Annotated in this window: 16 protein-coding genes; 7 read left to right on the plus strand and 9 right to left on the minus strand. The window is 71.8% G+C overall.

Going from position 1 to position 20,348, the window contains the following annotated elements; all coding sequences use genetic code 11:
* Window positions 1–9 precede the first annotated feature (9 nt).
* On the plus strand, window positions 10–498 hold the full coding sequence (locus ACILQ5_RS09295; protein ID WP_395657709.1) for a MarR family winged helix-turn-helix transcriptional regulator: 489 nt from the start codon (window positions 10–12) through the stop codon (window positions 496–498).
* A 9-nt stretch (window positions 499–507) separates the two neighbouring features.
* Window positions 508–1,062 carry an MmcQ/YjbR family DNA-binding protein gene (locus tag ACILQ5_RS09300; protein WP_395657710.1) on the plus strand — a complete coding sequence of 185 codons (555 nt, stop codon included), beginning with the start codon at window positions 508–510 and terminating at the stop codon, window positions 1,060–1,062.
* 14 nt (window positions 1,063–1,076) lie between these two features.
* Here the strand turns inward: ACILQ5_RS09300 and ACILQ5_RS09305 are convergent, their stop codons facing one another.
* Window positions 1,077–3,869 (minus strand): S8 family serine peptidase, encoded by a 2,793-nt coding sequence (locus ACILQ5_RS09305; RefSeq protein WP_395657711.1) that lies wholly within the window; start codon window positions 3,867–3,869, stop codon window positions 1,077–1,079.
* 84 nt (window positions 3,870–3,953) lie between these two features.
* Here ACILQ5_RS09305 and ACILQ5_RS09310 point away from each other — a divergent pair, with 84 nt between their 5' ends.
* The 4 genes from ACILQ5_RS09310 (at window position 3,954) to ACILQ5_RS09325 (ending at window position 8,341) form a co-directional block, all read left to right on the plus strand.
* Window positions 3,954–5,654 (plus strand): methylmalonyl-CoA mutase, encoded by a 1,701-nt coding sequence (locus tag ACILQ5_RS09310; RefSeq protein ID WP_395657712.1) that lies wholly within the window; start codon window positions 3,954–3,956, stop codon window positions 5,652–5,654.
* A gap of 100 nt (window positions 5,655–5,754) precedes the next feature.
* A complete protein-coding gene (locus ACILQ5_RS09315) occupies window positions 5,755–6,963 on the plus strand; it encodes an acetyl-CoA hydrolase/transferase family protein (RefSeq protein WP_395657713.1) in 1,209 nt (402 codons plus the stop codon).
* Between the two features lie 32 nt (window positions 6,964–6,995).
* On the plus strand, window positions 6,996–7,916 hold the full coding sequence (locus ACILQ5_RS09320) for a co-chaperone YbbN (RefSeq protein ID WP_395657714.1): 921 nt from the start codon (window positions 6,996–6,998) through the stop codon (window positions 7,914–7,916).
* A gap of 2 nt (window positions 7,917–7,918) precedes the next feature.
* Window positions 7,919–8,341 carry a hypothetical protein gene (locus tag ACILQ5_RS09325; protein ID WP_395657715.1) on the plus strand — a complete coding sequence of 141 codons (423 nt, stop codon included), beginning with the start codon at window positions 7,919–7,921 and terminating at the stop codon, window positions 8,339–8,341.
* On the opposite strand, the gene ACILQ5_RS09330 is transcribed toward ACILQ5_RS09325, so the two are convergent.
* Window positions 8,300–9,187 (minus strand): LysR family transcriptional regulator, encoded by an 888-nt coding sequence (locus ACILQ5_RS09330; protein ID WP_395657716.1) that lies wholly within the window; start codon window positions 9,185–9,187, stop codon window positions 8,300–8,302. The genes ACILQ5_RS09325 and ACILQ5_RS09330 overlap by 42 nt on opposite strands.
* A 73-nt stretch (window positions 9,188–9,260) precedes the next feature.
* On the opposite strand from ACILQ5_RS09330, the gene ACILQ5_RS09335 reads away from it, so the two are divergent.
* Complete coding sequence (locus ACILQ5_RS09335; protein WP_395657717.1) at window positions 9,261–10,181, plus strand: EamA family transporter; 921 nt, start codon at window positions 9,261–9,263, stop codon at window positions 10,179–10,181.
* On the opposite strand, the gene ACILQ5_RS09340 is transcribed toward ACILQ5_RS09335, so the two are convergent.
* The 7 genes from ACILQ5_RS09340 to ACILQ5_RS09370 all read right to left on the minus strand — a co-directional run bounded on the left by ACILQ5_RS09340 (window position 10,122) and on the right by ACILQ5_RS09370 (window position 19,400).
* Window positions 10,122–10,520, minus strand: a complete 399-nt coding sequence (locus ACILQ5_RS09340; protein ID WP_395657718.1) for a YccF domain-containing protein — start codon at window positions 10,518–10,520, stop codon at window positions 10,122–10,124. The genes ACILQ5_RS09335 and ACILQ5_RS09340 overlap by 60 nt on opposite strands.
* A 23-nt stretch (window positions 10,521–10,543) precedes the next feature.
* Window positions 10,544–11,065, minus strand: a complete 522-nt coding sequence (locus tag ACILQ5_RS09345) for a hypothetical protein (RefSeq protein WP_395657719.1) — start codon at window positions 11,063–11,065, stop codon at window positions 10,544–10,546.
* 152 nt (window positions 11,066–11,217) lie between these two features.
* Window positions 11,218–11,976 (minus strand): NUDIX hydrolase, encoded by a 759-nt coding sequence (locus ACILQ5_RS09350; RefSeq protein WP_395657720.1) that lies wholly within the window; start codon window positions 11,974–11,976, stop codon window positions 11,218–11,220.
* Between the two features lie 29 nt (window positions 11,977–12,005).
* Window positions 12,006–14,234 (minus strand): 1,4-alpha-glucan branching protein GlgB, encoded by a 2,229-nt coding sequence (gene glgB / locus ACILQ5_RS09355; RefSeq protein WP_395657721.1) that lies wholly within the window; start codon window positions 14,232–14,234, stop codon window positions 12,006–12,008.
* Window positions 14,231–15,673 (minus strand): maltokinase N-terminal cap-like domain-containing protein, encoded by a 1,443-nt coding sequence (locus tag ACILQ5_RS09360; RefSeq protein WP_395657722.1) that lies wholly within the window; start codon window positions 15,671–15,673, stop codon window positions 14,231–14,233. The genes glgB and ACILQ5_RS09360 overlap by 4 nt, the downstream gene beginning before the upstream one ends.
* Window positions 15,670–17,403: a maltose alpha-D-glucosyltransferase gene (treS, locus tag ACILQ5_RS09365; RefSeq protein WP_395657723.1), complete on the minus strand. Its 1,734-nt coding sequence runs from the start codon at window positions 17,401–17,403 to the stop codon at window positions 15,670–15,672. The genes ACILQ5_RS09360 and treS overlap by 4 nt, the downstream gene beginning before the upstream one ends.
* Complete coding sequence (locus tag ACILQ5_RS09370) at window positions 17,400–19,400, minus strand: alpha-1,4-glucan--maltose-1-phosphate maltosyltransferase (protein ID WP_395657724.1); 2,001 nt, start codon at window positions 19,398–19,400, stop codon at window positions 17,400–17,402. The genes treS and ACILQ5_RS09370 overlap by 4 nt, the downstream gene beginning before the upstream one ends.
* Window positions 19,401–20,348 lie beyond the last annotated feature (948 nt).

Raw genomic sequence — 20,348 nt, forward strand, 5'->3', positions numbered from 1 at the left:
TGCGGCTCGATGACGCTTCCCTTCGACCCCATCGACGAGGCCGCGCGCCAGTGGGGCACCCGCTGGAGCCGGGTCCCGGCCATGCACGCCGTCACCTCGCTGATGCGCGTCCAGCAGCTGGTGATCGGTCGTCTCGACGCGATCCTCAAGCCGCACGGTCTCACGTTCGCCCGCTACGAGGCGCTGGTGCTGCTGGTGTTCTCCTCCCGCGGCTCGCTGCCGCTGGGCAAGATGGGTGAGCGGCTCCAGGTGCACCCGACCTCGGTGACCTCGATCGTGCGCCGGCTCGAGGCCGCGGGCCTGGTCACGCGGCAGGCCCACCCCGACGACGGCCGCGCCGTGCTGGCGGAGATCACCGACGACGGCCGGGCCCTGGTCGAGGCAGCAACGCGCGACCTGGTCGCGGCCGACTTCGCGCTCGCAGCGCTCGACGACGAGGACCTGCAGGCCCTGTCGGCGCTGCTCACGCCGGTCCGCAAGGCGGCCGGGGACTTCTAGGAAGGTCTGATGGTCACCGCGGACGACGTACGCCGGGTCGGGCTCGCGCTGCCTCGGGCCTACGAGTTCCACACGGGCGGCCGGGCCAAGCTGAAGGTGCGCCAGATCGTGTTCGTCGGATTCTCCCGGGACGAGGCGGACATGGGCTTCGGCTACCCGCGGGACGCCCGGGACGGGCTGGTCGAGTCGGACCCCGCGACGTTCTTCCTGCCGCGGGCCCGGGACCTGCGCTACCAGTGGGTGTGCGCCCACCTGGATCGGCTCGACCCGGTCGAGATGCGCGAGCTGGTCGTGGACGCGTGGCGGATGTGCACGCCGAAGATGCTCCACGAGCTGCCGGAGATGGATCCCCCGACGGCCGCGGCCTGGAGCGCGATGGACACGGGGGACTGGGACGCGCTGCGAGCGCTCCTGCACCCGCGCCTGACCTTCGAGCACGGGGGAGTCGTGCTGCACGGCCGGACGGAGGTGCTCGCCTGGCTGCGCGAGCACCCTGTCCCGCGCCCGCCCTCCCGGACCGAGGTCCGGGAGGGACGGGTGCACCGGTGGGTCGGGCCCGGCTGACCGCGCCCGACCGCTCAGTGACCGAGGACGGCGTCCTCGGCGTTGACCACGCCGAACCCGTCGACGGCGGTCCAGCCGCTGCCGAGCTTGTTCACGAAGTGGCCGGTGATCGTCTTGCCGTTGGCGAGGACGGCGGTGAACTTCATGCCCTGCGCCATCTTCTTGTTGCTGGGGATCGCGAACGCCCCGCCGAGCTCGTCGGCGTTGTTGCCCTCGATCGACGGCACGTCCGGCGCCCAGAGCGCGGCGTCACGGTCGATGCCGAACCCGAACGACTGGCCCTTCTTCAGGTGCTTGCCGAACTTGACCGTCAGGTGCTGGAAGACGCCCGGCGGCAGGCCGTCGAACCGCTTCGAGAACGACGCCTTGATGCTGCCCTTGGAGACGCCCTTGGTGGTGCCGACGGTGAACGGGAACCCTCCCTCGCGGTAGTCCTCCGGTGCGGCGGTCTTCCGCGGGTCGAACACGATGCCCTCGAGCGAGGTCGGGCTGGCCGTCTCGCCGTAGAACGTGATCGACCTCAGCGGCACCTTGCCGGAGTAGGAGACCCGGAAGAAGTTCGGGTCGGCCAGGGATCCCGGCGTGGCGTTGCGCTCGTCGCTGGAGCTGCCGACCGCGGCGATCGTCAGGCCCTTCGCCGACCCGCGTGAGGTGAACGGGTCGAGGTCGTGGCCGAAGGTGCTGTGCTCCATCCGGGTGCGGATCTCGGCCGGGGTCAGGGACCCCGGTCCACCCGCCTTCTGGATCATCAGCGCCGCGATCGCCGCCGCGTGGGGAGCGGACGCGCTCGTGCCGCCGAAGTTCGGGAACGTGTCGGTGTCCCGCGCGTCGTCGGCGACGAAGAACGTCGTGTTGCCACGGTCGGTCGCCGAGATCTCCGGCTTCGTGCGGACCTGCGGCTGGGGGTAGGCGTTGCCGTCGGAGTCGTAGTAGATCTTCAGCTTGCCGCCGGGGGAGGTGTACGGCTCGGGCAGGTACGCCTTGAACGGGTCGTAGGCGCCCACGCCGATCGCGCCTGCGGCCGTGGGGTGGCCGAAGGTCGCCGGCGCCGACGGGTCGAAGTACTCCGCGACGTACATGTCGCCGTTGAGGATCGCCCGCAGGTGGTGGACCTGGACGGGGCCGGTCGTCGCCCGCGCGATCACCAGCTGGACCTTCGGGATGGCCGGGAAGCCGAGCACCTCGGAGGGACGGCCGGTGAGGGTGTTGTCGTCGCCGAGCGGCGCCAGGAAGTTGCCGTCCTCGTCGAAGACCAGCACGTTGAAGTCGGTCGTCACCTTCGAGGGGGAGAGGATCGGCTGCACGTCGAGGGTGAAGTCGCCGTTGTCGCCGTTGAAGCCCGACACGGTCAGGGTGTAGGTGCCGTCCTGGTCCAGCGTCGTCGACAGCTTCTCCGGCGAGGAGCCGGTGTCGATCGGGCCGACCTCGGTCCCGTCCGGCTTCTTCAGGTCGAGGATCAGGTCCGTCGTGCCCGACGGGATGGCGTCGACGGTGACCAGCACCTGCTTGCCGAGCTGCTCGGCCGTCGGCGTGAACTCGAAGCTCGGCTCCGGGTCCGCGTCGGTGACCTCGCCGGTGGCGTGGAAGTACGGGTCGCCGAGGGTGGCGCCGTCCCGGTCGACCGGGTCGTCCCACTGGAGGTCGAAGAGGCCGCCGGCCGCGCCGAGCGCGTAGTTCTGCGCGATGTCCGTGCCGCTGCCCGGGTCCATGTCCTCGAGACCGCCGGCGTACAGCGCCGGGTCCACCCCGCTGAAGTCGAGGTTGGTGCCCTTGACGCCCTTCGCCTTGGAGACCAGCTTCACCGGCGCCTCCCAGGCGCCGTGGTCGCCGGCGTTCCCGGAGCTCGAGAAGTAGGCGACGCCCTGCGCCTCGACGTCGTTCACGGCGTCGCTGATGATGCCGTCGGAGAAGAACGGCTCGTCGAAGTAGCTGACGTCGTCGACGATGACGTCGGCCTTGCACGGCCCGGCCGGGTCGGCGAGGGCACGGATGTTGTCGGCGAAGCCGACGTCACCGCCGAAGGCGGTGGCGAAGCAGAGCTTCGCGTCCGGCGCCACGTCGTGGACGATCTGCAGCATCCCGCGGCCCTCGTCGGTGTCGCTCTCGGGGTCGTCGCCGTCCTGGATCACCACGACCGGGTCCGGGTGCTCGGCGTTGCCGGGCCCAGGGAGGTCACCGGACGCGACGTCGTCGGCCGCGTGGATCGTCAGGGGGTCGCCGAAGACGTCGTTGTCCGCGGTGTCGTAGGAGTCCGACAGGACGCCGACGGTGATGCCCTCGCCGGTCGTGCCCGCCGCGAGGACCTTGTCGATGCGCTCGAACTCGACGCCCTGGGAGGTGGTCGAGCCCACGTGGGTGACCGGCCGGAGCACCTGGACGAGCGTGCCGGTCTCGTCGAGACCGGCGAGCGACTTCATCGCCGACAGCGGGGCGTAGCCCTCGAGCGTCCCCGAGGAGGCGTCCGTGGCGGTCACGACCAGTCCGAGCCGTTCGGCCTGGTGACGGTACGCCGCGCGGTCGGCGTCCGCCTGCGGCGTCAGGTCGACGAGCACGCGACCCTGGTCGTCGCGGACGGCGAGCTGGCCCTGGTCGACCCGGAAGCCGCTGCCGAACCGGGTCGTGCCGGATCCGTCGGCGGCGACCAGCCGGCCGAGACCGTTGCCGAGCGATCGGTCCACCTGCTTGCTGAAGCCACCGGGTGCCGGCCGGTCCGAGGACGGCGTCGAGCCGGTGGCTGGCGCCACCTGGCTGAGGCCGCCGAGCACGGCCAACGAGGCCGTAGCGGCGAGGAGACGTCGGGTTTGCATCTGTTGAACCCCCTGGATGAGCGGCTGCGACCTGCAGCCGCTCAGCACCCTACGACCGTCCGGGCCCGACGACCAGAAAGTTGGATGTCCTACTATCTCGTCATGGACGCACGCAGCCGCTGGCAGACCCGGTACGAGCAGTCCCGGGTCCGGGACGCCGACTTCACGACGCTGAGCGGCGTCGCCGTCGAACCCGCCTACGGCACCGACGACTCCGAGTGGCCCGGCGAGTTCCCGTTCACGCGCGGGCTCTACCCGACCGGGTACCGCGGCCGGACCTGGACGATCCGCCAGTTCGCGGGCTTCGGCAACGCGCAGCAGACCAACGAGCGCTACCGGATGATCCTCGGGCGCGGGGGCGGCGGGCTCTCGGTCGCCTTCGACATGCCGACCCTGATGGGGCGCGACTCCGACGACCCGAAGTCGCTCGGCGAGGTCGGGCACTGCGGCGTCGCGATCGACTCGGTCGCCGACATGGAGATCCTCTTCGACGGCATCGACCTCGAGGACGTCACGACCTCGATGACGATCAGCGGCCCCGCCGTTCCCGTCTTCTGCATGATGATCGTCGCGGCCGAGCGCGCCGGTGTCGACACCAGCAAGCTCAACGGCACCCTGCAGACCGACATCTTCAAGGAGTACATCGCGCAGAAGGAGTGGCTTTTCACGCCCGAGCCGCACCTGCGTCTCATCGGCGACCTGATGGAGTACTGCGTCGAGAAGATCCCGGCGTACAAGCCGCTCTCGGTCTCGGGCTACCACATCCGCGAGGCCGGGTCGACGGCCGCGCAGGAGCTCGCGTTCACGCTCGCCGACGGCTTCGGGTACGTCGAGCTCGGGCTCTCGCGCGGGCTCGACGTCGACGAGTTCGCGCCGGGGCTGTCCTTCTTCTTCGACGCGCACGTCGACTTCTTCGAGGAGATCGCGAAGTTCCGCGCGGCCCGTCGGATCTGGGCCCGCTGGCTGCGCGACGTCTACGGCGCGACGTCGGAGAAGGCGCAGTGGCTGCGGTTCCACACCCAGACCGCGGGTGTCTCGCTGACCGCCCAGCAGCCCTACAACAACGTCGTCCGCACCGGGATCGAGGCGCTCTCGGCCGTGCTCGGCGGCACCAACTCGCTGCACACCAATGCCCTGGACGAGACCCTCGCGCTCCCCTCCGAGCAGGCCGCCGAGATCGCGCTGCGGACCCAGCAGGTGATCATGGAGGAGACCGGCGTGGTGAACGTCGCCGACCCGCTCGGCGGGTCCTGGTACGTCGAGGCGCTGACCGACCGGCTCGAGGCCGAGGCCACCGCGATCTTCGACAAGGTCCTCGCGATGGGCGGCTCCACGCTGACCTCCGACCAGCCCGAGAAGCTCGCCGAGGCGGTCCGCGACGGCCAGTGGCTGGTGACGCGCGGCCTGCTGCGCGGCATCGAGGACGGCTGGTTCATGTCCGAGATCGCGGAGGCGGCCTTCCAGTACCAGGTGGCGCTGGAGAAGGGCCAGAAGCGGATCGTGGGCGTCAACTGCCACGAGGAGTCGGTCACCCACGACCTGGAGATCCTCCGTGTCTCGCACGAGGTCGAGGTCGAGCAGGTGCGCGCCCTCGCCGCCCGGCGGACCGCCCGCGACGACGCCGCGGTCGGCGTGGCGCTCGACCGGCTGGTCGCCGCCGCGCGGTCCGACGAGAACATGATCGAGCCGATGCTCGACGCCTGCCGGGTCGAGGCCACCCTGGGCGAGATCTGCGACGCCCTGCGCGCCGAGTGGGGGGAGTACCGCGAGCCGGCCAGGTTCTGAGCACCGCCCCGGCTGAGCATGCGAAGCCGGGGGACCAACGGGTCACGGCCCGGGACTTCCTACCCAGGACCCTGCGCCGTCGGTCTGGTGCAATCAAGGGGTGGACCTCGCATCTGCCCTCTCGTCACTCCCGCCGAACCCGCGCATCGTCGCGACCGGCAACCACGCCACCCCGTGGCACACGCTCAAGATCGTCGACGGCTCGCTGGACGAGTACCGGCTCTGGGTCCTCAACGGCCAGCGCGGCCTGCCCGACCGCGAGGGCGTGACCCTCGAGACCTCGTTCGTGGGCCCGGGCCAGCGGCGCAGCCCCCGGCTGAGCTACGTCCCGTCGCGCCTGTCGATGGTGCCGACGCTCTTCAACCGGCAGCTGCCGCCGGACGCCGTGCTGCTGCACACCACCCGCCCCCGTGACGGGAAGGTGTCGCTCGGGGTCGAGGTCAACGTCCTCCCCGCCGCCATCGAGGCGGCCAAGCGGGCCGGCGGCCTGGTGATCGCCCAGGTCAACGACGCGATGCCCTGGACCTACGGCGACGCGCTGGTCGACGCCGACCTGCTCGACGTCCTGGTGGAGGCCGACGCGCCACTGCCGTCCGCCCCGGCGGGCGCCATCGACGAGGACTCCGCCCGCATCGGCGCGCTGGTCGCCGAGCACGTGGCCGACGGCTCGACCCTCCAGGCCGGCATCGGCGCCGTACCGGACGCGACGATGCACGGGCTGACCGGCCGCAACGGGCTGCGGATCTGGACCGAGATGTTCTCCGACAGCGTGCTCGCGCTCGAGCGGGTCGGCGCGCTGGACCGCAACATCCCCATCTCGGCGTCGTTCCTCTTCGGCTCCGAGGAGCTCCTGGACTGGGTGGGCGACAACGAGCGGGTCGAGATGGTGCGCACCGAGACCACGAACAGCCCGGCGCGGATCGCCCGCAACCCGAAGATGGTCAGCGTCAACACCGCGCTCCAGGTCGACCTTTTCGGCCAGGCCAACGCCTCGCGCATCAACGCCCGCATCCACTCCGGCTTCGGCGGCCAGACGGACTTCATCGTCGGCGCGCTGCACAGCGCGGGCGGGCAGGCGTTCATCGCGCTCCGGTCCTGGCACCCGAAGGCGAACTGCTCGACGATCGTGCCGATGGTCGACGAGCCGGTCACCTCGTTCCAGATGAGCGCGGTCGTCACCGAGCAGGGGCTGGCCGAGATCTACGGGCAGAACCAGGGTGAGCAGGCGCGCCAGCTCATCGACAACGCCGCCCACCCCAGCGTCCGCGAGGAGCTGCGCGAGGAGGCCGAGGCGCTGGGTCTCCTGTAGGGGTTCGCGCGCGCCTCCCTAGGATTGGCGCCATGACCCAGCAGCCGTTCTCCCGTCCCGGCGCCGTCGACCTCTCCGGCCTCACGAGCGCCGCGCCCGCCGGAGGCGCCGCGGGCGCACCGGCCGGGTCGTCGTACGCCGTCGTGCTCAGCGAGCAGAACTTCCAGTCGACGATCGAGGCCTCGATGACCGCCCCGGTCCTCCTGGTCTTCTACTCGCCGTCGCGGATGCCGGAGAGCGCCCAGCTGGCGCGGGACATGGAGACGCTGTCGGGGGAGCTTGAGGGCCGCTTCCTGGTCGGGCTCGTCGACATCGACGAGGTCCCCGCCATCGCGCAGGCGATGCAGATCCCGTCGGTCCCGCTGGTGGTCGCCGTGGTCGACGGCCGCCCCGCCCCGCTCTTCCAGGACGTGCTGCCGATCGACGAGCTGCGCACCCAGCTGACCCAGGTGGCCCAGCAGCTCACCGCCAACGGCATCGCCGGGCGCCACCAGCCACGCCACGTCGCCGCCCCCGAGGGCGAGGGCGACGAGCCGCTCGCCGACCCGCGGTACGCCGCCGCGCAGGACGCGCTGGGGGAGGGCGACATCGAGCGTGCGGTCGCGGAGTACCAGAAGCTGGTGGACGCGAACCCGGCCGACGCCGAGGCGGCCGCCGGGCTCGCGATGGCGAAGGTGCTGCAGCGCACCGAGGGTGCCGACCTCGACGCCGCTCGCGCGGCCGTGGCGGCGGACCCCGACGACGTCGACGCCCAGACCCTGCTCGCCGACAACGACCTGGTCAGCGGCCAGGTGGAGGACGCGTTCGCGCGGCTCGTCGACCTCGTCCGCCGTACCGCCGGCGACGACCGCGACCGGGCGCGCGAGCACCTGCTCGCCCTCTTCGGCGCCGTCGGCAACGACGACCCGCGGGTGCTCAAGGGCCGGCAGCATCTGGCCTCCGCGCTGTTCTGACGATGACCCGGTCCCGCGGCGACCTGCTGTGGGGAACGGGCCTGCTGCTGCTCGCGGTCGTGCTCATCGTGCAGCTGGTCGCGGGGGACGGCGACGGCGCCTTCCAGGTCGTCGCCCGGGTGTTCCGGCTGGTGCTGGTCCTTGCGCTCGCGGTGCTCTTCCTGACCACGCGGGACCTCGCGGCGCTCGCCGTCGGCGCCGCGAGCGTCGTGCTCATGGTGCTGACCTGGACCGTGGGGCTGCTGGTCGCGCCCGAGCAGTTCGTCGGCACCGGTCCGAAGGCCCCGGACGACCCCGCCGAGGCGCGGGCGCTGGGTCTGGTGCTGACCGCGCTGCTGGCGGTCGTGGCGGGCTTCGTGCTCCGGCGCTGGTGGCGTGTCCGCTCAGCCGCCGAGGTGGTCGAGGACGGCCCGGACCGCGGGTGAGTCCGCCGTGCTCCGGCGGTGCACCGCGATCACCTCGCGGGTCGGCTCCGGGTCGTCGGCCGGTACGGCGACCAGCTCGTCGCCGAGCGGCTGACGGCCCAGCCGCGGCACCAGCGCGATACCGAGGCCGGCGCGCACCAGGGCGAGGTGGGAGTCGAACTCCATCGCGGTGTGCGCGATGCGGGGGAGGTGCCCGGTCCCGGCATACATCCGGGTCAGCCACTGCCGGCAGATGGTCCCCTCGGGGGTGGCGATCCAGTCCTCCTCGACCAGGCCGTGCGGGGTGACCCGCTCGCGGCGGGCGAGCGGGTGGTCGCGGTGCACCACGACGTCGGCGACGTCGCGGGCGACCACGGTCGCGACCAGGTGGTCGGGGATGGCGATCGGCACGTCCCCCCAGCGGTGCACCACGCCGAGGTCGCTCCGGCCGGAGGCGACCAGGTCGACGGTGTCCCAGGGCTCGCGCTCGGTCAGCGACAGCGTGAGGCCGGGGTGCTCGGCGCGCAGGTCGCGGACGACGGGGGCGACCAGGCCGCGCATGGCGGTGGAGAAGGCCGTGAGCCGCAGGTGGCCGGCGACGGTCCCGGTGCGCCGCCGCAGGCCCGCCTCGACCTCCTCGAGGTCGGCGAGCAGCCGTCCACCCGCGTCGACGAGGTGGCGTCCGTGGTCGGTGAGGATCACGCCGCGGCCGACCCGCTCGAGCAGGGGCACCCCGGTCTGCCGCTCGAGCCGCTTGACCTGCTGGGAGATCGCGCTCGGGGTGAACCCGAGCGCGTCCGCCGCGCCCACGACGGAGCCGTGGGCGTCGACGGCACGCAGGCTGGCGAGGGCGGCCAGGTCGATCATGCAGGAATGCTACGTCGAACCATGCAGGATCGTTCGCTGGTGCTTCATGGTCGTCGTCGGGTTCACTGGTCCGGTGAACCGCCGCGACAGCCTCCTCGCCGCGCTCGTGGCGACCATCTGGGGCTTCAACTTCGTGGTGATCGACTGGGGCATGTCCGGCGTCCCGCCGCTGCTGTTCGCGGCGGTCCGGTTCACGGTCGTGGTCGTGCCTGCCGTGCTCGTCGTGCGGCGCCCGGACGCGCCCTGGCGGGTGCTCGCCGCCGTCGGGCTGTTCATGTCGCTGGGCCAGTTCGGGTTCCTCTACGTCTCGATGGACGCCGGGATGCCGCCCGGCCTGGCCGCGCTGGTCCTGCAGGCGCAGGTGATCTTCACGGTGCTGATCGCCGCGGGCGTGCTGCGGGAGCTGCCCACCCGCCCGCAGGTGGTGGGCGTGGTGCTCGGCTGCGTCGGCCTCGTCGTGGTCGCCCTCGGTCGCGGCGGCCACGTCCCGGCGGTGGCGCTCGCGCTCTGCCTGCTCGGCGCCCTGTCCTGGGGGATCGGCAACGTGGTCAGCCGCTCGTCCGGCATCAGCGGCGGGCTCTCGCTGACGGTGTGGTCGGCGGTCGTGGTCCCGGTCCCGCTCCTCGCCCTCTCCCTGGCCGTCGACGGGCCCGCGGCCGTGGGCGACGCGCTGGCGTCGTTCTCCTGGCAGGCCGTCGTCTCCACGCTCTACACCGCCGGGCTCGCCTCGCTGGTCGGGTACGCCGTGTTCAACACGCTGCTGTCCCGCAACCCGTCCTCGGCGGTGGTGCCGTGGGTGCTGCTCGCGCCGGTGGTCGCGATGACCTCGGCCTGGCTGCTGCTGGGCCAGCGGCCGAACGCGGCCGAGGTCGGGGGCGGGCTGGTGCTGGTCCTCGGCGTCCTCGTCGCGATGCGACCGGCGCGGGCGCGGCCCTCAGACGACGGGGGCGTAGCCGACCTGGTCGGTCGGGACGATGTCCCGGCCCAGCGGTAGCAGGGAGATCGGCACCATCTTGAAGCTGGCGATCCCGAGCGGGATCCCGATGATCGTGATGCACATCGCGATCCCGGTGAGGACGTGGCCGATCGCCAGCCAGATGCCCGCGACGACCACCCAGATCACGTTGCCGATCGCCGACATGACGCCGGCCGTGGGCTTGCGGACCGTGGTCCGGCCGAACGGCCAGAGCGCGTAGCCCGCGATCCGGAACGACGCGATGCCGAACGGGATCGTGATGATGAGGATGCAGCAGACGACCCCGGCGACGGCGTACCCGATCGCCATCCAGAATCCGCAGAGCACCAGCCAGATGATGTTCAGCAGGACCTTCACGTCGCCAATCTAGCGACGCGGGCTCAGGCCGAGGGGCCTTTCGCGCGGACGTCCGCGACGGTGGTCATCGCCTCCCGGAGCTCGGCGAGCCAGTCGCCCTCGTGCTGGCCCACCAGCCGCACGCACCAGGCCAGCGCGTCGGCCCGCGAGCGCGCGACGCCGGCGTCGACGAGCGTGTCGAGCACCAGCCGCTGCGGCTGGCGCAGCCGGGTCATCACCGGTGCGGCGACATGGGTCCACAGCTCGCGGTGCTCGCCCACCCTCACGCCCCACGACACGGTGCGCTCGTAGCGGTGCTGGGCCTCGCGGGCGATCTCCATCCGCTGCTCGCGGGTCTCCTCGCGGAACGCCGACGCCCGTCCGGCCCGGGCCTCGGCGAGGGCGGCCTCCGAGCCCTCGACCGCGGCCGTCGCCTCGACGTCGTCGATGGTCAGCACCACCGTGATCTCCTCGCGGTCGATCGTCACGTCGGCGGGCTGCCAGCCCGCCGGGAGCCGGCCGGCGAACCAGCCGGTCACCCGCTCCCTCAGTTCTTCTGTAATCATGTAATCAGTGTTGCACGCCGGGTCAAGGCCGAGCCGGCGCGTCTCGTCCACCGGAGAAGCGCGAGTCGGCACATCGTGTCCGGCGCGCGGGCAGGACGCGCCGGCTCGGCGCCGCTGGACGGGCAGGATGCGCCGACTCGGCAGGCCCGGGGTTACCGGCGGCCCGACTCCGTGTACGCCGGGCCGGGGCCGTCGAGGTTGGCGAGCGCCGACTCGATGCGGCGGGCGGTGAAGTCGGCGCAGCGCTCGACCACCTGCTCGGGGGTGCAGAAGTCCACCGAGCGGATCTCCCGGGTCTGCCGGACGACCTGGTCGAGCACGGCCGTCGGGTGCACACCGCCGTCGAAGACCAGGCAGAGCGCGTCGTCCCAGCCGCTCCACGGCGGCAGCCAGTCCGTCAGCAGCAGCCGTCCGGGCGGCACCGCGAGCCCGAGCTCCTCCTCGACCTCGCGCGCGGCGGCGACCTGCGGGGACTCGCCGACCTCGACGACGCCGCCGGGGAGGTCCCAGTCCTGCTTGTAGGTGAGCTGGCACAACAGCACGCGGTCGTCGTCGGAGCGCGCGAGCAGCTGGCTGATGGCGCGCTTGCGCGGCAGGAAGGAGTTGAGCAACGCACGGAACCCCTCCGGCTCGTGCACCGGGGTGTCGGTCGCCAGCCGGGCGTAGACGATCCGGTCGACCGGGTCACCGTCGACGGTGACCCCGCGCATGACGCCCTCGCGGCGCAGTCCCGACCAGGTCGCGACCCGCTGCGCGGTCTCGTCGGCGGGGTCGACGAGCGCCTCCACGCGGGTGTGCTCGACGAGCGCCGCTGCCACCTCGTGCCGGACGACGTCGACCGGCTGGTCGGAGGTCCACGAGATCCGCGCGATCCCCTCCGCGACGGTCGTCACGGTGGTCTGCTCGGTCACAGCCGAACTCTACCGATCACGCTCACCCGTCAAGCGCGCTTGCGGAACCACACCGTGGCCAGCGGCGGCACGACGATCGTCGCGCTCGCCGGCTGGCCGGACCACCCGCCCGGTTCGGCCGTGACGGCGCCGAAGTTGCCCACGCCCGAGCCGGAGTAGGCCGCCGCGTCGGTGTTGACGACCTCGTCCCAGTCGCCGGCCGACGGCAGCCCGAGCCGGTACCCCTCGTGCGGCACCGCGGCGAAGTTCGCCACGCACACCACGTCCGGCGTCCCCTCGTGGCCGCGCCGGACCCAGGAGAAGACGTTGCGCCCGGCGTCGTCGGCGTCGATCCACTCGAAGCCGCCCGGCTCGTGGTCGCGTGACCAGAGGGCCGGCGAGCCGACGTACGCCGCGTTCAGGTCGCGGACCAGGTCGGAGACGCCGCGGTGCTCGGGGTGGTCCAGCAGCCACCAGTCGAGCTCGCGGGACTCGGCCCACTCCGACTCCTGGCCGATCTCCGAGCCCATGAACAGCAGCTGCTTGCCGGGGTGGGCCCACATGAACCCGAGGTAGGCGCGCAGGTTGGCGAGCTGCTGCCAGCGGTCGCCGGGCATCTTGCGCAGCAGCGAGCCCTTGCCGTGCACGACCTCGTCGTGGCTCAGCGGCAGCACGTAGTTCTCCGAGAACGCGTAGACCATCGCGAAGGTCATCTCGCCGTGGTGGTAGGCGCGGTGCACCGGCTCGCGGGCCAGGTAGTCCAGCGAGTCGTGCATCCAGCCCATGTTCCACTTGAAGCCGAAGCCGAGACCGTCGGCGGACGTCGGCCGGGTGACACCGGGCCAGGACGTCGACTCCTCGGCGATCGTCGTGATGCCGGGGACGCGCTTGTAGACGGTCGCGTTCATCTCCTGGAGGAACTGCACCGCCTCGAGGTTCTCGTGCCCGCCGTGGATGTTCGGCGACCACTCGCCCTCCTCACGGGCGTAGTCGAGGTAGAGCATGGACGCCACGCCGTCGACCCGCAGGCCGTCGGCGTGGAACTCCTCCAGCCAGTAGAGCGCGTTCGCGTAGAGGTAGTTGCGGACCTCGCGACGGCCGAAGTTGAAGATGTGGGAGCCCCACTCCTTGTGCCAGCCGCGCTGCGGGTTGGGGTCCTCGTAGAGGGGAGTGCCGTCGAAGCGGGCGAGCGCCCACTCGTCGGTCGCGAAGTGGCCGGGCACCCAGTCGAGGATCACGCCGACGCCGGCCTGGTGCAGGCGGTCGACCAGCAGCCGGAAGCCGTCGGGGTCGCCGAACCGGGAGTCCGGCGCGAAGTACGACGTCACGTGGTAGCCCCACGAGCCGCCGAAGGGGTGCTGCATCACGGGCATCAGCTCGACGTGGGTGAACCCCAGGCCGGCGACGTACGCCGGCAGCTCGTCGGCGAGCTCGGTCCACGACCAGTAGCGGCCGTCGAGGTGCTTCTTCCACGAGCCGAGGTGCATCTCGTAGACGCTCATCGGCTCCGCGACCGGCTGCCGGGCCGGACGCGCGGCCATCCACTCGTCGTCGCCCCAGGTGTAGGAGGACTCGAAGACCTTGGACGCGGTGTCGGCCGGCTTCTCCGCCCAGTTCGCCATCGGGTCGGCCTTCTCGCGCCACTGTCCGTCCGGGCCGAGGATGACGTACTTGTACGCCGTCCCGCTGCCCACGTCGGGCACGAACAGCTCCCACACGCCCGAGCGCCCGAGCTGGCGCATCGGGTGCTCGCGACCGTCCCAGCTGTTGAAGTCGGCCTTGATCCGGACCGCGCGGGCGCTGGGCGCCCAGACCGCGAAGGACGTGCCGGTCACCGGTCCGAGGGCGCCGGGGTAGTGGTGCACGTGGGCGCCGAGCACGTCCCAGAGCTGCTCGTGGCGGCCCTCGTTGATCAGGTGCAGGTCGACCTCGCCCAGCGTGGGCAGGAACCGGTACGGGTCGTCGACGACGTGCTCGTCGGGACCGTAGCTGACCGCCAGGCGGTAGTCCGGCACGTCCGGGAGCGGGAGCACGCCCGCCCAGATCCCCTCGTGCTCGTGGGTGAGCTCGGCCTCGGCCGGGGCGCCGCCGTCGGTGCTCCAGCGGACCACGACCCGGGAGGCGAGCGGTCGCAGGACGCGCACCGTCACCCCGCCGTCGTACGGGTGCGGGCCGAGGACGGCGTGCGGGTCGCCGTGCTCGCCGCGCGAGACCTGGCCGAGGACCTCGACGGGCACCTCGAGGAGTGCGGGCGCCTTGCGCGTGCGGGAGGACTTCATGCTGCTCCGATCCTCGCCACGGCCTCGAGTGGGATGGCCACCCAGGTCGGACGGTTGCGTGTCTCGTAGACGGTCTCGTACACCGCCTTGTCGGCGACGTAGGCGTCGAGGAGCGTGCGCTGGGCCTCGGTGAGGTCGCCTCCGGCGTACGCGGTCAGGAAGTGGTTGCGGTTGCGGTTCGCCCACTCCTCGGCCCGGTAGGCGCGCTGCGAGGCGCCCTCAGGATGGTCCTCGGCGAACTGGCGCTCGACCACGTGTGGCACGTAGTCGAACGAGCGCAGCATCCCCGCCACGTCGCGCCAGCGGGAGTCGGGCTTCAGCCGCTCGGCCAGCGGCTTCGCGGGCTCGCCCTCGAAGTCGACGATCTTCCAGCCCAGGCTGGTGCGCAGGGTCTGGCCCAGGTGCAGGTCGCCGTGGATCTGCTGCACCTCGACCTCGTCCAGCGCGCGGAGCCGGGCGTAGGCCTCGCGCAGCGAGCCGGCGTGCGCCGCGAGCTCCGGTACGACACCGAGCGCGGCGTCGAGGCGGACGTCCATGTCGTCCGCCAACCGACCGACGGCCGCCGGGTCGAGCCGACCGACGGGGAAGTGCTCGGCGAGCACGTCGTGGACCTCGCGCAGGGCGACGCCGAGCCGCTCGCTCTCGGAGGCGAAGTCGCCGCCCGCCTCGAAGGCGTGCAGGTCACCCTCGGCGAAGAGGTTGCGGGCGCTGGTCAGGGCCAGCTCCCAGCCGTCGCTGGCGGTGCGCAGGAACTGCTGGAGCATCGCCAGCTGCACGGTGGTCGTCCCGGCAGCCTCGTCGGCGTCGCCGGTCGGCTGGCCGTCGACCCAGTCCAGCCAGCCGTAGAGGGCGGCGATGTGGTCGTTGCCGGAGCGGGTGAGCACCTCGTGCACGCTGATGTCGGGGTTCACGCCCGGGGTGATCTTGCGGAAGACCTTCATCAGGGCGTCCTCGCCGAAGGCCACCGAGGAGTTGGACTGCTCGCCGGAGAAGAGGGTCGAGTGCGACTCCAGGTCGAGGTCGTGGCCCGGCAGCCGGTGGAAGAGCAGCCCGCTGTCGTCGTGGAGGTTCCCGCCCGCCTCGGCGGCGGCGCGGTCGAAGGCGACCAGCCAGCAGGCCATCGCCTCCCGGTCGTGCAGGGCGTCGTAGGCGTGCACCCAGCCGTGGTCCGGGTCCTCCCACCAGCCGATGAACGCGTGGTCGAGGCGGCTCTCGGGGTCGGTGTAGAAGGCCATCGGCACCTGGTAGACCTCGGTGCCACCGGGCTCGTCGCCGTAGAGGACCTCGACCAGCTCGATGACGACCACCGGACTGCCCTCCCGGGCGGCCGGCAGCGTCCCGACCCGCCGCGCGGACGCGACCTCGAAGGGCCGGCCCTTGCCGCCGAACCAGCGGGTCCGCTCCAGGTACCGGGTGAGGACGTCGGGCTCGGGCGTCACAGCAGCTGCTCCTCGTGGGTCTCGTTGACTTCGGTGAGCCGGAACCAGTAGAAGCCGTAGCCGGCCAGGGTGAGCAGGTAGGGCAGCTCGCCGATCTCGGGGAACGGGACACCGCCGAGGAGCTCCACCGGCCGCCGACCCTCGAACCGGCGCAGGTCGAGCTCGACCGGCTGCGGGAAGCGGGACAGGTTGTTGACGCAGAGGATGAGGTCCTCGTGGCCGTCCGCACCGACGTGCTCGCGGACGTAGGAGAGCACCGACGGGTTGGAGCCGCCGAGGTCCTGGAAGCTGCCCAGCCCGAACGCCGGGTGGTTGCGGCGCGCGTGGATCATCCGGCGCATCCAGTGCAGGAGCGAGGAGGAGTTCTCGAGCTGCGCCTCGACGTTGACCGACTGGTAGCCGAAGACCGGGTCCTGGATGACCGGCCGGTCCAGCTTGCCCGGCGTGGCCGCGGAGAAGCCGGCGTTGCGGTCGGCCGTCCACTGCATCGGGGTGCGGACGCCGTCGCGGTCACCGAGCCAGATGTTGTCGCCCATCCCGATCTCGTCGCCGTAGTACAGGACCGGCGAGCCGGGCAGCGACAGCAGGAGCGCGTTGAACAGCTCCATCTGGTTCATGTCGTTGTCGAGCAGCGGCGCGAGCCGGCGGCGGATGCCGATGTTGGCCTTCATGCGGGGGTCCTTGGCGTACTCGCCCCACATGTAGTCGCGGTCCTCGTCGGTGACCATCTCCAGCGTCAGCTCGTCGTGGTTGCGCAGGAAGATGCCCCACTGGCAGGAGTCGGGGATCGGCGGGGTCTGCTCGAGGATCTCCGAGATGGGGAACCGCGACTCGCGGCGCACGGACATGAAGATGCGCGGCATCACCGGGAAGTGGAACGCCATGTGGCACTCGTCGCCGCCGACCTCGAAGTCGCCGAAGTACTCGACGACGTCCTCGGGCCACTGGTTGGCCTCGCAGAGCAGCACCCGGCCGGGGTACTCGTCGTCGACGACCTTCCGGACCTTCTTGAGGAAGTCGTGGGTCTCCGGCAGGTTCTCGCCGTTGGTGCCGGGCCGCTCGTAGAGGTAGGGCACGGCGTCCAGGCGGAACCCGTCCATGCCCATGTCCAGCCAGAACCGGATCGCGTCGATGATCGCGTCGTGCACGGCCGGGTTGTCGAAGTTGAGGTCCGGCTGGTGGGAGAAGAAGCGGTGCCAGAAGTACTGCTGCCGGACCGGGTCCCACGTCCAGTTCGACGGCTCGGTGTCGACGAAGATGATCCGCGCGTCCTGGTAGAGCTCGTCGGAGTCGGACCAGACGTAGAAGTCGCCGTAGGGCCCGTCCGGGTCGGACCGGGACGCCTGGAACCACGCGTGCTGGTCGCTCGTGTGGTTCATGACGAAGTCGATGATGACGCGGATGCCGCGCTGGTGCGCCTGCTCCAGGAAGTACCGGAAGTCGTCGATCGTGCCGATCTCCGGGTGGACGCCGGTGTAGTCGGCGACGTCGTAGCCGTCGTCGCGCAGCGGGCTCGGGAAGAAGGGCGGGATCCACAGGCAGTCGACGCCGAGCCACTCGAGGTAGTCGAGCTTGTCGACGAGCCCCCGGAAGTCACCGGTGCCGTCGGCGTTGGAGTCACGGAACGCGCGGACCAGGACCTCGTAGAAGACGGCGGTCTTGAACCACTCGGGTGGCTGCCCGTCCTGGACGTGGCCGGCGGGGCGCTCCTGGATGGGGTCCCGGGTCACCGGGTCCTCCTCACGTCGAGGACGTGCGCAGGCTCGTGGAACGGGTCGAGCCGGACGTAGTTGTGGGCCGACCAGGTCCAGTCCTCGCCGGTGATCTCGTCGTGGACGACGAACGCGTCGTGCTCCTCGAGGCCGAGCGCGGCCATGTCGAGGTGGACGGTCGTCTCGCGGGCGGCGTGCGGGTCGACGTTGACCACCACGATCACGGCGTCCTCGATCGCCCCGGACGGGTCGCGTGCGACCTTCGAGAACACGAGCACGTTCTCGTCGTCGCTCCAGTGGATCGACAGGTTGCGCAGCAGCTGCAGCGAGCGGTGTGCCCGGCGGATCTCGTTGAGCCGGGTCAGGTACGGCGCGAGGGTGCGGCCCTCGCGGTCAGCGGCGTCCCAGTCCCGGACCCGGATCTGGTACTTCTCCGAGTCGAGGTACTCCTCGCTGCCCGGCTTGACCGCGACGTGCTCGAAGAGCTCGAAGCCGGCGTACACGCCCCAGCTCGGCGACCCGCACGCGGCGAGGGCCGCACGGATCTTGAACGCCGCCGGGCCGCCGTACTGGAGGAACGCGTGGAGGATGTCGGGGGTGTTGACGAAGAAGTTCGGCCGCATCAGGTGGGACGTCTCGTGCGACACCTCGCGGAGGTACTCCTCCAGCTCCCACTTGGCGTTGCGCCAGGTGAAGTACGTGTAGCTCTGGTGGAAGCCGACCGCGCCCAGGGCCTGCATCATCGCGGGGCGGGTGAAGGCCTCGGCGAGGAAGAGCACGTCGGGGTCGGTGCGCCGGACCTCGCGCAGCAGCCACTCCCAGAAGGCCAGCGGCTTGGTGTGGGGGTTGTCGACCCGGAAGACCCGGACGCCGTGCGACATCCAGAGCCGGACGATGCGCAGCACCTCCTGGCAGATCCCGCTCGGGTCGTTGTCGAAGTTGACCGGGTAGATGTCCTGGTACTTCTTGGGCGGGTTCTCGGCGTACGCGATGGTGCCGTCGGCCCGGGTGGTGAACCACTCGGGGTGGGAGGTCACCCACGGGTGGTCGGGCGCCGCCTGCAGGGCGAGGTCGAGGGCGACCTCGAGGCCGAGGTCGCGGGCCCGCCCGACGAACGCGTCGAAGTCCTCGAACGTGCCGAGGTCGGGGTGGATGGCGTCGTGGCCGCCGTCCTTGGAGCCGATCGCCCACGGGGACCCGGTGTCGTCCGGGCCCGGGTCGAGGGTGTTGTTCGGCCCCTTGCGGTTCACCTCGCCGATGGGGTGGATCGGCGGCAGGTAGACGATGTCGAAGCCCATCGCGGCGACGGCGTCCAGCCGCTTGGAGGCGGTCTGGAAGGTGCCGCTGGTGACCCGGCCGGTCTTCTCGTCGCGGGTCGCGCCCTCGGAGCGGGGGAAGAACTCGTACCAGCTGCTGAAGAGGGCGCGCTCGCGGTCGGCGTACGCCGGGTAGGGGCCCTCGACGGTGAGCAGCTCGCGCACGGGGTGGCGGTACATGACGTCGGCCACCTCGGGCGACTCGAGCGCGGCCAGCCGCGCCGCGTCGGGGCGGGTGGTGTCCCGGGCCGCCTCGATCGCGGACTGGACGACCTGGGCGGCGCCGGCGGACGCGGGGTCGCGCGGGTCGAGGGAGGTGAGCACGCGGTCGAGCAGCAGGTGGGCCTCGGTGAACATCAGCTCGACGTCGACCCCGGCCGGCACCTTGAGGGCGGCGTCGTGCTGCCAGGTGCCGAGCGGGTCGGACCAGGCGACCACCTCGAAGCTCCAGGCACCGGGGGCGTCGGGCACCACCCACGCCTCGTAGCGGTCGGGGACGTCGGCGTGCTTGGTCATCCGCACGGTTGGCCGGCGGCGCCCGTCGGGCCCGATGAGCACCACCTCGGCGCCCAGCTGGTCGTGGCCCTCCCGGAACACGCTCGCCGTCACGGGGAGCGGCTCGCCGACCGTCGCCTTGGCGGGCTGTCGTCCGAGGTCGACCAGCGGCGTGACGTTCATGATGGGGATGCGTCCGACCATGATCTCCAACCTAGCGAGGGAGCGGGAGGTATCGGCAACCGTGGCTGGACAGCACGACGCCGACGGCTACCGCGTACCCGTCGGCGCTGGGCGGAAACCGGCTGTCCGCGCCTTGGTTCCTCCGGGGCCGGGACGGGCCGCGGGGATCCTCGGGGGGCACGGGCGGGCAGGCGGAGACCACTGAGCGTCGGTGGCGGGTTTGCTCTGGTTGCGACCGACAGGCAGCAACGGGGGCGGCAGGCTACTGGTTGCGGCTGTCGTCCGGCTCACGGGCGCTGGCACCGGTGGTCGAGCTTGTCGAGACCCCAGAAGGTGCGCAGGGCGGTGACTGCCGGCACCTCGCCGTCTGCTCGGGTTGCGACCGACATGGCAGCAGCGCGGGGCGGCGGGCGTCGGGTCGCGGTCGCCTCCCGGCTCACGGTCGCGTTCGCCGGTGGTCGAGCAGCGAGCGCCAGCGAGCGTCGTCGAGACCCCGGGAGCTGCGCAGGGCGGTGGCTGCCGGCATCTCGCGGTCCGCTGGGGTTGCGGCTGACGGGCACGACGGATACGGCGGGCGTCGGGTCGCGGTCGCCTCCAGGCTCACGGTCGCGTTCGCCGGTGGTCGAGCAGCGAGCGTCGTCGAGACCCCGGGAGGTGGGCAGGGTGGTGACTGCCGGCACCTCGCCGGTGGTCTCGGGTTGCGACCGACAGGCAGCAACGAGGGTGCGGCGGGCGTCGGGTCGCGGTCGCCTCCCGGCTCACGGCCGGCGGCGCCGGCGGTCGAGCAGCGAGCGCCAGCGAGCGTCGTCGAGACCCCAGAAGGTGGGCAGGGCGGTGACTGCCGGCACCTCGCGGTCCGCTCGGGTTGCGACCGACAGGCAGCAACGCGGGGCGGCGGGCGGCGGGTCACGCTCGCCTCCCGGCTCCCGGCTCACGGTCGCGTTCGCCGGTGGTCGAGCAGCGAGCGCC

This window comes from Nocardioides sp., assembly GCF_044226305.1.
In the GTDB taxonomy this organism is placed as follows: Bacteria; Actinomycetota; Actinomycetes; order Propionibacteriales; family Nocardioidaceae; genus Nocardioides.